Origin of the sequence: Paraburkholderia sp. J41 (assembly GCF_905220235.1) — a bacterium.
Lineage (GTDB): Bacteria > Pseudomonadota > Gammaproteobacteria > Burkholderiales > Burkholderiaceae > Paraburkholderia.
The window spans coordinates 124810-137674 of sequence record NZ_CAJMZE010000004.1 but is presented as its reverse complement, the minus strand read 5'-3'; the positions used below and the strand labels follow the sequence as shown (position 1 = coordinate 137674).

Sequence of the window (12865 nt, the reverse complement as noted above, 5' to 3'; positions counted from 1 at the left end):
CGTGCGGCGCCTTATCGATGTGCTTATTGATCTGTTATTGACGGCGGCGCCGGCGAGCCCAGCGCATCCGTGGCTTTGTTCACACCGATTATGCGTGGCAAGCGCGAAGCTTAGCCTTGCGCGCCGCGCATAGCAGCTATGCGCGGCAAACTTCGCGCCAGCGCGGCGGCGCGTGGGTCGCGTCCCGCGTTTCTCCGCGTTTCTTCGTGCGCCCTCATGCGGATTTCACGCGCTTCGCGTGGCGCGTGATGCGGCGCGGTATGGCGTGATGTAGCGCGGTGGCGCGCGATGCGCGAGGCGTGCGCAAGCGGCCGCACGCGCGCCTGCCGAGCCGCGCGTGGCGGCAGCTCGCGCTCGCGTTCGCGTTCGCGAGATCCGGCGACGGCATGCGCGCACCGCCCGCGCGCGCCGCGCGTTCGACGCGAACTCCTCAAGCGAACTTAAACGAACTCAAGCGAACTCAAGCGAACTTCGCTTCGTCGAGGTCGGCGATCAGCGTGGGGCCGCTCGGGCGCCAGCCCAGCGCGGCTTGCGTTTGCGCGCTCGAAGCGGGCATGTCGAGACCGGCGAAGAGGCCCATCCAGCCGAAATGCGCGGGCGCTTCCTCGGGCGAGATCGACACGACGGGCAGTTTCAGGCCGCGCCCGAGCGATTCGGCAATCGCGCGGCTCGTCACGCCTTCCTCGCCCACGGCGTGATAACGCGCGCCGCGCGCGCCTTTTTCGACGGCGAGCCGGTACAGCGTCACGACGTCCGAGAGATGACCGGCGGGCCAGCGGTTCGCGCCATCGCCTACGTAAGCCACCTTGCCCTTCTCGCGCGCAATGGCGACGAGCGGCGAAACCAGCCCCTGGCGATACGGATTGTGGACCTGAGGCAAGCGCACGAACGACACGTTGACGCCTTGCTCGATCAGCGCGTTCCCCGCGATTTCCGAGGCGATGCGCGGGTTCGGATGGCGAGGGTTGAACACGTCCTCGCGCGCCGGTTCGCCGTGATCGCCGCCGCCGATGCCCGTGCCCGAGGTGATGAGCAGCGGGCGCGCCGAGCCCGCGAGCGCCTCGCCCAGCGCCGCGATCACGCGCGCGTCCTTCTGGCAGTTGTCGACGAAGCGCGAGAAGTCGTGATCGAACGCGAGATGGATGACGGCGTCGGCTTGCGCGGCGCCTTCGCGCAGACCGGCGGGCGCTTCCAGCGTGCCGCGATACGCCTGCGCGCCGGCCGCTTCGAGCGCTTGCGCGCCCGCTTCCGAGCGCGTGACGCCGATCACCTGATGCCCCGCGCCGATCAGTTCGGGAACGAGCGCGGAGCCGATAAAACCCGTCGCGCCGGTAACAAAAATACGCATCGTGAACTCTCCTGAGTGGAAGCCGTTCACTATGCGGTTATCGGCCGGGCGATAGAAGCCGGGACATTATCATAGGAACCGTGCTCACAGGATCGCGCCTTCGCGCGACGGCAAGGCGCGCCGCGAACGCCGAAAGCCGGAAAGCCGAAAGCCGAAAACCGAACGCCGCGTTAAGCGTGATGCGCATCCTCATCGTCGTGATGCGTGCTCGCGCCGCTCGCCGTACCGCCCATGCCGGCCGCGCCGCCCATGCCGCCAGCCGCGCCCATGCCGCCGCCGTCTTTGCCGCCGCCCTTGCCCTCGCCGCCGCCGTCCTTCGCCTTGGCCGCGCCTGAAGACGGCCGCGCGGGGCCTTGTTCCGGTATGGCGAGATCGCCGGGCATGGCGTCGAGATTGAGCACCGAGCGAATGAACGTGCGCAGCGACACCACGAGCGCCGCCGTGTGTACGGGCCGCCCTTGCGTCATCTCCTGCGCGGCTTTGACGGCGAGACGCACCTGCTCCTCCGTGCCGAGCAGGATGATGTCGGCGAGCGCGCCTTCCACCGCATCCCGAATGCGCCGCGCGCGGTCGTTGCTGGCCGTTTCGCCGGTTTCGGCGGGCGCGGGAACGATGGCATGCGCGGCCTGATTCGTGCCATGGTTCGTGCCCTGGTTCGTGCCTTGATTCGCTCCTTCAATTGCGTCTTGATTCGCGCCTTCAATTGCGCCTTCGATGGCGCCAAGCGCGCCGTCTTTCGCGCGGTCTTTCGCATCGAGCGCCGCTTGCGCCTCCGGCGGCACCGCCATCGAAGCGCGCTTGAGATCGCGCAGGTGCGTGGGATCGACGGCGAGATTGCCCGTGAACGAGCCGCCCAGCGTCTTGTACGCGGCAATCAGCGTGCGCAGCCGTTCGTTGATCTGACGATTCTCGCGCTCGCGCCGCTGCTGCATCGTCTGCATCAGCAGCAGGCGTATGCCCACGCCGATCAACGTGATGACCGCGAGGCCGAGCAAGGTCGAAAGCAGGCTTTGCAGCGAAGTGAAGTCGAGTGTGCGCATGGGACCCCGGACGATGACGACGCGGTTTCGCCCAGCAAACGCCACGCCCGGCTTGCGTCGGCGGCCGCCTCGTCGCGCGCGTCACGCGAGCGGCGAAGCAACGGCGCGCGCCGTCTAAGCGCCGCCTGGCGCCAACTAAGCGCCAACCAAGCGCCAACTAAACGCCAACCAGGCGTCGCCCAAGCGCACCATCCAAGCGCCGAATCAGGAAGCCGCGCCGCTTTCGCCGCCGCGCGCGGCCGTCACGAGCGCGAGCGTTTGCAGCAGCTTCGCGGCCGCGTAGGGCTTGTCGAGAATCGCCGCGAACAGATCGGGGTGCGCGCGCGCCGCGGCGCCTTGCGCGGCGCTCGAAAGAATCACGGGAATGTGCGCGAGCGTGCGGTCGGCCTTCATGGCGCGCGCGAGTTCGAGACCCGACATGGCCGGCATCATGTAATCGGTGATGACGGCGTCGGGCAACACGCGCAGGATCAGCTCGAGCGCGTCCACGCCATTGCGCGCGGCATGCACGATATACCCCGCGTCCTCGAGAAAGAAGGTGAGGAAGTCTGTGATCAGGGTTTCGTCATCGACTACAACGATGGTCGTCATTCCGGCTCACTCTCGTGCGCTGCCGCTGGCCGTCCGGGGCGCGGGGCCACTATCGTAGAGACGGTTTATCGGCAACCGTCACGCTGATATCGGCGCGCGGGGCGACGTCGGGAATCGTGAGCTTCGTGACGGAAGGCGCAAACGCGCTGTCTCGAACCTTGATTACCTTGATGCCTTGATACAGCGCGTCTTCCGTTTCCTCGAGCTGCATGCCGATGACGTTGTCGAAGAGGCTCAACGCCTCGGGTATAACCGCACTATGGCCCGTCACGCTCGGGTCTTTCGTTTCCCACGTGCAGATCAGCGTGACGTCCATGACGCGAAGCTGATTGGTGAGCGCGGCAAGAAATTCCGTGAAGCGCAGCGGGTCCACCGTGGCGCGCTCGAAGCCCGCCAGACCGTCGATCACCAGTCGCCGCACGCCGCGTGCCTGTACCGCGTCCAGCAATTGATACGCGAGACTGTCGATCACGTTTTCCGTGAGCGGATTCCACAGCACCGTGAGCGCGCCCGACTTCACCAGCGCTTCCATGTCGATGCCGAGCGCGCGCGCCTTGCTCGCGAGCCGCGCCGGCGTTTCGTAAAAGCCGAAATGCAGCGCGGGCGCTTCGGGCGTGCCGAGGCGCAGGAAGTTCAGGCCGAAGCTCGTCTTGCCGCTGCCGCCGGGGCCGACCACGGCCGTGGCCGACACCGCGGGCAAGCCGCCCTTGATGCGCTGGTCGAGTTCCTCGAAGCCGCTCGACACGCGTTCGACCGGCGCGTGATCGCGCCCGAGCGGATGCGCGTACAGCGCTTCGAGCCGCGGGTAAACGGTAATGCCGTCGTCGCTGATGCGGTAATGATGCAGGCCGCTCAGCGAGCCGCTGCCGCGCGACTTCGACACGCGCAGGCGCCGCACCGTTTTCGAGCCGAACAGTTCCTCTTCGAGTTGCAGCACGCCGTCCACCATGGTGTGCTCGGGGCTCGATTCGTCGATGCGCGCGCTCGTGAGAAACAGCACCGTGCAGCCGCTGAACGCCGCGTGGCCTTGCAGTTCGGCCACGAAGGTCTTTACGTCGAGCGAGTTGTGGGTGCTTTCGCGCGCGTTGAGCAGGCCGTCGAGCACGAGCATGGTGGTGCCCTGGCGCGCCATTTCCTTGCGCAGCAATTCGACCAGCGCCGTGAGCCCTTCCACGCGCAGCGTGCGGAACAGGCTCAGATACGTGACTTCCTTGCCGATAACCGCAGCGTCGTAGAACCCGAGCGTCGAAAGCGACTGGAACAGCCGGTCGTGCGATTCGGCGAGCAGCGTGATGTAGAGCACCTTGCCGCCCTGCCTCGCCTGCGCGAACGCAATCTGGTTCGCGAGGATGGTCTTGCCCGCGCCCGGCCGCCCCTGAAAGATATAGGCGGAACCCGCGATCATGCCGCCGCCGAGAATGGGGTCGAGGCCGGGTACGTGACTGTTCAACCGCGTCAGGGTCTGTTGCATCGCGTGTATCAATTCGGCGAGAAGATGACCGGAAACCCCGGAGCCCGGCAATGACCGCGCGCCGGTGCCTTGAAATCGTTTAGCTTGCGCGCATGCCGCGTCGCTCGCGGTCATCATTATGCGGCAAACGCCTCGCGCTGGCGAATGGCGCTTAAAACAGGAATGGCGCGCCGTTTAAAGCCATGCGCGAATGCCCGTTGCGAATGCGCCGCGATATCGCCATGCAAGGAAACCAATCTGTCCCCGGCCTTTCGCCAATGGCGCTTTATCGGCCCTTCATCGGCGCTTTATCGGCCTTTTATCGGGTTCCTTTATCGGGCTTTATCGGCTGATTTATCGGGCTGGATTACGGCGAATTGCCATGCGCGCAGCGGTGTTTAAACCGACGGCAATTCGTAAGACAAAGAAAGCCGCCATTCAATCCGATAACCGCCGCAATACGGCCGCCGGATCGCCGCCGGAGTGCCGCCGGAGTGCCGGCGAGACCCGGCCGGCCCTGGCCCGATCGTCCGAAAGCCCCGTCCAGCGGCGCTCCGGCCCGGCGGAGCGCACCGTTTTGCAGCGCGCGAACCCGCCGCGCAACACGCAAACGTTTAACTCATTTTGAATCGCCCCCTGTAACGAAACCGACACAAAAGGGCTTTAGCGTGCTGGTTTCCTCATACGTGGTGCCGCCTCATCATGCATCCAGCGCTTGCGCAGTTTCGTCGCCCCGGTGTTGCCCAGAGCCCACGTTGCGCAGGCGATCTGTCCCAGGATGTGCCTTCCGTGGACGCCTCGGACGCCAATTCGCTCGTGATGGAAATCTTTTATTCGCGGCGCGACATGGTGAGTCTCGCGGTAATCGAGCACGATCGCCCCATTGGCCTCATCAATCGCGACATCTTTCTCTCGCAGATGAGCAAGCCGTTCCATCGCGAGCTGTACGACAAGAAAAGCTGCATCGCCTTCATGGACAAGGAGCCGCTCATCGTCGACGCCGACATGAGCATCGAGGCGCTCACCTTCAAGACCGTGGAAGTGGGCGAGAAAGCGCTCGTGGACGGCTTCATCGTGACGCGCAACGGCCGCTTTGCCGGCATCGGCAACGGGCTGCAATTGCTGGGCGCCGTGGCCGAAGTGCAGGCCGAGCGCAACCGCCAGGTCATGCAGAGCATCGAATACGCGAGCGTGATCCAGCAGGCGATGCTGCGCGCTTCGCGCGACGCGCTCGCGGCCAGGCTGCCCGGCGCGGCGCTGCTCTGGGAGCCGCGCGACGTGGTGGGCGGCGACTTCTATCACTTCGCCGCGTTCGCCGACGGCTGGTTCGGCGCGGTGGCCGACTGCACGGGCCACGGCGTGCCCGGCGCGTTCATGACGCTGCTCGCTTCGGCCTCGCTCACGCAGGCGCTCGAACAACTGGGCCCGCGCGACCCGAGCGCGCTGCTCGCGGCCGTCAACCGCAACGTGAAGGGTTTGCTCGGCCAGGTGCATGGCGCGGGCGAATCCCCGCAGTCGAACGACGGTCTCGACGCGGCGTTCTTCTGGTTCGACACCGCGAGGCGGCAACTGCTGTTTGCCGGCGCGCGCATCGCGCTCCATGTGCTGCGCCCGCAGGCGGACCGGTTCGAAACCGTGGCCGGCGAGCGCATGGGCGTGGGCTACGTGGACAGTCTCGCCGATCACGAATGGACGCTGCACACGGTCGATATGCCCGGCGAAAGCCTGCTGTTCGTTTCCACCGACGGCCTGATCGACCAGATCGGCGGCGCGAAGAACATCGCCTTCGGCAAGCGCCGCGCGCTCGATCTGATATTCGAGCGGCGGGCGCAATCGCCCACGGAAATCGGCGAAGCATTGCGCGAGGCGCTGGCCGCCTGGCAAGGAAAACAATCGCGTCGCGACGACGTGACGCTATTCTTCACCCGCGTTTAAGGTAGCCCATGAACATGCCGGAATTCATCGATCAGGACAGTGCGTTTTTTGAACTCGCACAGCGCCGCAATCTGATCTTTTATCACAAGGGCTATTTCTCGCATAACATCGTCGCGGCGATGAGCGAGGTCGTGAAGCTGCAACTGGAAGTGGCCGGCGTGAGCGCGCCCACGCGCCGCAAACTCTTTTCGTCGTTTATCGAGCTTTCGCAGAATATCGTCCATTATTCGGCCGATTCGCTGCTCGACGGGCAGGACAAGGGCGGCGCCGTGCGCGAAGGCGCCGTGTGCATCACCATCGAAGGCGAGCGCCATTTCATGATGTGCGCGAATCCCGTCGCCGTGGGCGTCGTGGACGATCTGCGCGAGAAACTCGAACCGCTGCGCAACATGACGCTCGATGAAATCAAGGCGGCCTACAAGACCTCGTTGCGCGCGGAAACCCCGCCGGAAAGCAAGGGCGCGGGACTCGGCTTTCTGACGATGGCGCGCGACGCCAGCGCGCCGCTCGAATTCGCCTTTCATCCGCGCGCCGGCGACCCCGAGACCGCCCTTTTCTGCCTTAAGACCATCATCTGAGCCAAGTACGCGAACCCGCCATGGAAAATCTCTTCATTGCCGCCACGGCGACGTCGCCCGAGATCGATTTCCGGTTCGACCAGAACCTGCTTTCGCTCCGGGGCGAGTCGTATCCCGAGAACGCGGCCGCATTCTATTCGCCGATCATCGAGCGTCTGAACGAATACCTCGCAAGCTGCACCGACGCCGCCATCACCGTCGACGTCACGCTCACGTATTTCAACAGTTCGAGCACGAAGATGCTGTTCAGCATTTTCGATTCGCTCAACGAAACCGCCGGCGCGGGCAACCGCGTACACGTCAACTGGTATCGCGACGACGAAGACGAAACGATCTTCGAATTCGGCGAGGAATTGCAAACCGACTTCACGGCGATCCAGTTCACCGATTGTCCCGTTTCGGTTTGAACACGGAGAGCAAGGTGCCGAACTCCCACGCGGATACCTCGTCGAACGACGCGCCCGATCTCTTTCGCAACGAAAGCGACGCGCTGGAGAAAGCGCGCGCGACGCATGCGAGCGGCGCGGGGCAGGCCGACCAGCGCGCCGCGCTCGGCGAACTGATCGCGCATTTCGAGCGCCTGATGCGCGAAACGCGCCGCCTGATCGGCCGCAGCGACCGCGCGGAGCGCGAAATGCAGGCGCTCGCGCAGCAGCTTCAGTACCGCGCGACGCACGACGCGCTCACCGACGTGTTCAACCGCAGCGCCGTGATCGAGCGCACCTCGAAGGCGTTGCGCGCGGGCCGCGCGGTGATGATCCTGCTCGACATCGACGAGTTCAAGAAGGTCAACGACGACTACGGCCATCCGGCCGGCGACGCCGTGATTCTGGGCATTGTCGGCTGCCTGCGCCGCATCGTCGGCGACACGGGGTTCATCGGGCGCGTGGGCGGCGAGGAGTTCACGGTCGTGCTGCCGCGGCACGATCTGGCCGAAGCGCTCGTCATGGCGGAGCGCATGCGCGCCGCCATCGGCGAGCACGAGTTCGCCGCGCCGGTGAACCGCCGCATCACCGCGAGCTTCGGCATCAGCGCGAACGAGGCCGGCACCGAATTCGACACCGCCTACGGTCTCGCCGATTCGGCGCTGTATCGCGCCAAGCGCGGCGGGCGCAATCGCGTGGAAGCGGCGCAGCCTCTTCCGGCTTGCGCTTCGGCGCTGTCAACGTCGCCGTCAACGTCGCCGTCGCTCGCGGCCGGCCCGGCGCGCTGAGCGGCACGGCGCTTGCGCATGCGTGGCCGCCCGCGCCGCCCCGCGCGCGGGCGCACGGAGACGCAATGAGCCCCACCTGGAAAGCCGGCGACAAAGTGCGCTGGCAAACGCCGCAAGGCGAAACGCACGGCGTCGTCACGCGCGTGCTGCACGAGCGCACGCATGTTCACGGCCACGACGTGAACGCGAGCGCCGCCGAACCGCGCTACGAAGTGCAAAGCGAAAAAAGCGGCAAGATGGCCGTGCATACCGGCGACGCGCTCAGTGCCGACGCGCGCCATTGAACGCCGCTTGCCCGCCCGCTGCCTGGCGCATGGCCCGATGCGCTGCCTGACGCATGGCCCGATGCGCTGCCTGATGCATGGCCCGATGCGCTGCCCGATGTGCTTTCCGACGCATCGCACCCGGCGCAGTATAGTTGGCGTTCGCGCCCGCGCGCGGCGCGCACTGGAGGCGGGATGAAAGGTGGAAGGTCGTTCGCGGTCGGCATGTGCCTCGCCGTCGCGCTCGCCGTTTCGTACGGCATGCGCGCGGCGCATGCGTGGCCCGCCATCTACACCGTTGCGGCCGCAACCGCGCCGGCAGGCGACGCCGGCGCCATCGCGCGCGGCGCGAAGCTCGCGGCGCTCGGCGACTGCATGACGTGCCACACCGCGCAAGGCGGCGCGCCGTTCGCGGGCGGCCGGCCGCTCGCCACGCCCTTCGGCGTGATCTATTCGTCCAACATCACGCCCGACAAGGACACCGGCATCGGCGGCTGGCCGCTCGAAGCGTTCACGCGCGCGATGCGTTACGGCGTGTCGCGCGACGGGCATCGGCTCTATCCCGCGTTTCCGTATCCGCATTTCACGAAGATGAGCGATGCCGACATCGCTTCGCTCTACGCGTGGCTCATGACGCGCGACGCGGTTCACGCACGCGCGCCCGCCAATGCGCTGACGTTCCCGCTCGGCTTTCGCCCGCTGATGGCCGTTTGGGACTGGCTTTATCTGCATCCCGGCCCCGAACCGCAAGCCGCGCCGAATGCCGACGCAAACGCCGACGCAAACGCCGATGCCGACGTCGACGCCATCGCGCGCGGCCGCTATCTCGTGACGAGCGTCGGCCATTGCGGCGCGTGCCACACGCCGCTCAAGCGCCTGGGCGCGGAGGACGACGCGCATGCGTTGCAAGGCGGCACGCTCGAAGGCTGGGACGCGCCCTCGCTCGTCAATCTCGCGAAGCGGCCCAGACCGTGGACGCAGGCGCAGCTCGCGAGCTATCTTCGCACCGGCTTCGCGAGCGAACACGGCGCGGCGGCAGGCCCGATGCGCCCCGTCACCGAACTGCTCGCCAACGCATCACCCGCCGACGTCGACGCCATCGCCGCGTATCTGCTTAGTCTGGACTCCGAAACGAATCCCGCGCCGCTGAAAACGGCGGCCGTCTCCCACCCCGCGCTCCACGGCAACGGCGCCACGCTGTTCGCGGCCGCCTGCGCCGCGTGCCACGGCGAAACCGCCCCGCTGATGCCGAATTCGGAGCGCCCCTCGCTCGCGCTCTCCACGGCCGTCAACGCGGCGAGCCCGCGCAACGTCGTGCGCATCCTGCTCGACGGCATCGCCTGGCAAGGCAGCGCCGCCGCGCATTTCATGCCGCCGTTCGCGGACACGTTCACGAACGCGCAAATCGCCGATCTCGCGAACTACACGCGCGCGCGTTTCAGCACGCAGGGCGCGTGGCCCGCGCTCGACGCCGACGCGGTCGCGCGCTATCGAAAGGAAGGCACGCCATGACGATCACGCTCACCGTCAACGACGCGCGGCATACGCTCGACGTCGATCCCGCCACGCCGCTGCTCTACGTGCTGCGCAACCAGCTTCGGCTCGACGGCGCGAAATTCGGCTGCGGCCTCGGCCAATGCGGCGCATGCACCGTGAACGTGGGCGGCGAAGCCGTGTTCTCGTGCCTGCTGCCCGTTGCCGCGATCGGCGAGCGGCCCGTGCGCACGCTCGAAGGGCTCGGCAGCGCGCAGCATCCGTCGCGGCTGCAACAGGCGTTCATCGACAAACAGGCGGCGCAATGCGGCTACTGCATCGCGGGCATGATCATGCGCGCGCAAACGCTGCTGGAGCGCTCGCCGCATCCCGACGAAGCCACGATTCGCCGCCACATGGAGCCGAACCTGTGCCGCTGCGGCACGCATATGCGCATCCTCGCGGCGATCCGCGAAGCGGCCGGCGGAGCGAACTCGTGAGCGAACGCATGAGCGATTCCGCGCGAGAAGGCGTAAGCGAAGCCCACGTAGAAGCGCACGTAGAAGCGCACGTAGAAGCGCACGAAAAAGCCCACGAAAAAGCGCACGACGGCCCCGCCGACGCCGGACGCCGCCGTTTTCTCGTGGGCGGCTCGCTCATGGTGAGCTTCGCGCTGGTGCCGGGCGCCGCCGCGCTCGCGCAAACCACGACCGAAGCGGGCACCTTTACCGCGAGCGCGCCGAAGCTGCCCGGCAGCCTCAAGACCACGCCGCTGCTCGACGCGTGGATCAAGGTCGGCCCGGACGGGCACGTGACCGTCTGCACCGGCAAGGTCGAACTGGGCACGGGCGTGCGCACGGCGCTTTTGCAACTCGCGGCCGAGGAACTCGACTTGCCGCCGCACGCCATCGAGATCGTGACCGCCGACACCGCCGCGACACCCAACGAAGGCTACACGGCGGGCAGCCACACGATGGCCGACAGCGGCACCGCGATCCTCAACGCGGCCGCGCAGGTGCGCGCGCTGCTGGTGGAAAGCGCGGCGGCGCAATTGCAAGCCGATGCCGCGACGCTTGCCACGCGCGACGGCGCGATCGTGGCGAGCGACGGCCGCCGCGTGAGTTACGGCGACGCCGTGCGGCATGCGAATCTGCATCAGGACGCGCAGCCCGGCGCGGCGGGAAAAGCGCCCGCGCACTACGAGGTGATCGGCCGCACGCTCGCGCGCGTGGACATTCCGGGCAAGGTGACGGGAGGCGCGAGCTACGTGCAGGACATGCGCCCGCCGGGCATGGTGCACGCACGCGTGGTGCGCCCGCCCGCCTATGGCGCGACGCTCGCGAGCGTCGATCTCGCCCGCGTGCAGGCGCTGCCCGGCGTCATCAAGGTCGTGCGCAACGGCAACTATCTCGCCGTGATCGCCGACGACGAATGGCGCGCCATCGTCGCGATGCGCGAACTCGCGCTGGCCGCGCGGTGGCAACCCGGCGCGCCGCTGCCCGACCCGGCGACGATCCACGCTTACCTGATGCGTCTGCCCGCTCAAGAGATCGTCGTGGCCGACCAGCATGCGAGCGCGGCAAACGCCGCGAATGCGCCCGCAAAAACGCTGCACGCGCGCTATTCGAAGCCGTATCTCACGCATGGCTCGATCGGGCCTTCGTGCGCGCTGGCGCATTTCGAGCACGGCACGATGACGGTGTGGACGCACACGCAAGGCGTGTATCCGCTGCGCGCCGGGCTTGCCGAAATGCTGGCGATGCCGCCCGCAAACGTGCGATGCGTGCATGTGGAAGGCGCGGGCTGCTACGGCCACAACGGCGCCGACGACGCCGCCGCCGACGCCGCCCTGCTCGCGCGCGAGTTGCCGGGACGCCCGGTGCGCGTGCAGTTCATGCGCGAGCAGGAGCATACGTGGGAACCGTTCGGCCCGGCGATGACGGTCGAGGCAAGCGCGTCGCTCGATGCGGGCGGCACGATCGTCGATTGGCAGTACGAACTATGGAGCAACACGCACAACAATCGCATCGACAACGCGGGGCGCCTGTTGCCCGCGCAATTGCTCGCGCAACCGTTCACGCCCGCGCCGCCCAAACCCATTCCCATGCCCGAGGGCGGCGGCGACCGCAACAGCATTCCGCTCTATCGCGTGCCGAACCTGCATGTGCAGCATCATTTCCTGCCCGACATGCCGATTCGCGTGTCGGCCATGCGCTCGCTCGGCGCGCACATGAACATCTTCGCGATAGAAAGCTTCGTCGACGAACTCGCGCTCGCCGCGCAAGCCGACCCCGTGGCGTTTCGCCTGAAGCACCTGGACGACCCGCGCGCGCACGACGCGATCCGGGCGGCGGCGAAGCAGTTCGGCTGGCGGCCGCGCACGGCGCGACTGCCTTCCGTGAGGACGCAGGCGCGCGGCACGGGCTTCGCCTTCGCGAAGTACAAGAACCTGATGGCATATCTCGCCGTGGCCGTGGAAGTGAGCGTCGCGCGCGACACGGGCGACGTGCTTGTCGAGCGCGTGGTGGCCGCCGTCGATTGCGGGCAGATCGTGAATCCCGACGGGGTGCGCAACCAGATCGAAGGCGGCATCGTGCAAACGAGCAGTTGGACGCTGTTCGAGCAAACGCGCTTCGACCGTCAACGCATCACGAGCGCCGACTGGAGCAGCTACCCCATTCTGCGCTTCGCATCCGTGCCCAAGGCCGTCGAGGTCGTGTTGATCGACCGGCCCGGCCTGCCGTTTCTCGGCGTGGGCGAGGCGGCGCAGGGACCGGCTGCCGCCGCGCTCGCGAATGCCATTTTCGACGCGACAGGGGTGCGGATTCGCGATTTGCCGCTGCTGGGCGAAGCGGGCAAGACCGCGCTCAGAGCGTGATGCGCGCGATCGTTTGCGATCGTTTGCGATCTCGCGCGTTTCGCTGTTTTTACGCGTGGTCGCGCGTGGTCGCGCTTCGTCAGCACGATCGGGCAA

The 12865-nt window shown here is 67.1% G+C and carries 13 protein-coding genes; 9 read left to right on the top strand and 4 right to left on the bottom strand.

Translation table 11 applies throughout. The annotated features are described in order from the left end of the window. Window positions 1-460: 460 nt before the first annotated feature. The 4 genes from U5805_RS05690 to U5805_RS05675 all read right to left on the bottom strand — a co-directional run bounded on the left by U5805_RS05690 (window position 461) and on the right by U5805_RS05675 (window position 4450). Window positions 461-1348: an SDR family oxidoreductase gene (locus U5805_RS05690; RefSeq protein WP_322102470.1), complete on the bottom strand. Its 888-nt coding sequence runs from the start codon at window positions 1346-1348 to the stop codon at window positions 461-463. 170 nt (window positions 1349-1518) lie between these two features. Further along, on the bottom strand, window positions 1519-2388 hold the full coding sequence (locus tag U5805_RS05685) for a hypothetical protein (protein ID WP_322102469.1): 870 nt from the start codon (window positions 2386-2388) through the stop codon (window positions 1519-1521). A gap of 204 nt (window positions 2389-2592) precedes the next feature. Continuing rightward, on the bottom strand, window positions 2593-2979 hold the full coding sequence (locus U5805_RS05680) for a response regulator (protein WP_322102468.1): 387 nt from the start codon (window positions 2977-2979) through the stop codon (window positions 2593-2595). Between the two features lie 49 nt (window positions 2980-3028). Then, window positions 3029-4450 carry an RAD55 family ATPase gene (locus U5805_RS05675; RefSeq protein WP_322102467.1) on the bottom strand — a complete coding sequence of 474 codons (1422 nt, stop codon included), beginning with the start codon at window positions 4448-4450 and terminating at the stop codon, window positions 3029-3031. A 190-nt stretch (window positions 4451-4640) separates the two neighbouring features. Between U5805_RS05675 and U5805_RS05670 the strand changes: the two genes are divergently transcribed. The 9 genes from U5805_RS05670 (at window position 4641) to U5805_RS05630 (ending at window position 12769) form a co-directional block, all read left to right on the top strand. Beyond that, window positions 4641-5057 carry a hypothetical protein gene (locus U5805_RS05670; protein ID WP_322102466.1) on the top strand — a complete coding sequence of 139 codons (417 nt, stop codon included), beginning with the start codon at window positions 4641-4643 and terminating at the stop codon, window positions 5055-5057. A gap of 191 nt (window positions 5058-5248) precedes the next feature. Further along, the gene (locus tag U5805_RS05665) at window positions 5249-6364 is read left to right on the top strand and encodes a SpoIIE family protein phosphatase (RefSeq protein ID WP_322102631.1); all 1116 of its coding nucleotides are present in this window, start codon (window positions 5249-5251) and stop codon (window positions 6362-6364) included. Between the two features lie 14 nt (window positions 6365-6378). Next, a complete protein-coding gene (locus U5805_RS05660) occupies window positions 6379-6942 on the top strand; it encodes a SiaB family protein kinase (protein WP_322102465.1) in 564 nt (187 codons plus the stop codon). A 20-nt stretch (window positions 6943-6962) separates the two neighbouring features. Further along, the gene (locus tag U5805_RS05655) at window positions 6963-7349 is read left to right on the top strand and encodes a DUF1987 domain-containing protein (RefSeq protein ID WP_322102464.1); all 387 of its coding nucleotides are present in this window, start codon (window positions 6963-6965) and stop codon (window positions 7347-7349) included. A 14-nt stretch (window positions 7350-7363) separates the two neighbouring features. Continuing rightward, on the top strand, window positions 7364-8155 hold the full coding sequence (locus U5805_RS05650; protein WP_322102463.1) for a GGDEF domain-containing protein: 792 nt from the start codon (window positions 7364-7366) through the stop codon (window positions 8153-8155). Between the two features lie 65 nt (window positions 8156-8220). Continuing rightward, on the top strand, window positions 8221-8439 hold the full coding sequence (locus tag U5805_RS05645; RefSeq protein ID WP_322102462.1) for a DUF2945 domain-containing protein: 219 nt from the start codon (window positions 8221-8223) through the stop codon (window positions 8437-8439). 174 nt (window positions 8440-8613) lie between these two features. Beyond that, a complete protein-coding gene (locus tag U5805_RS05640; protein WP_322102461.1) occupies window positions 8614-9930 on the top strand; it encodes a cytochrome c in 1317 nt (438 codons plus the stop codon). Then, window positions 9927-10391 carry a (2Fe-2S)-binding protein gene (locus U5805_RS05635; protein WP_322102460.1) on the top strand — a complete coding sequence of 155 codons (465 nt, stop codon included), beginning with the start codon at window positions 9927-9929 and terminating at the stop codon, window positions 10389-10391. Before U5805_RS05640 ends, U5805_RS05635 begins: the two co-directional genes overlap by 4 nt. 158 nt (window positions 10392-10549) lie before the next feature. After that, complete coding sequence (locus U5805_RS05630; protein WP_322102630.1) at window positions 10550-12769, top strand: xanthine dehydrogenase family protein molybdopterin-binding subunit; 2220 nt, start codon at window positions 10550-10552, stop codon at window positions 12767-12769. Window positions 12770-12865: the final 96 nt, after the last annotated feature.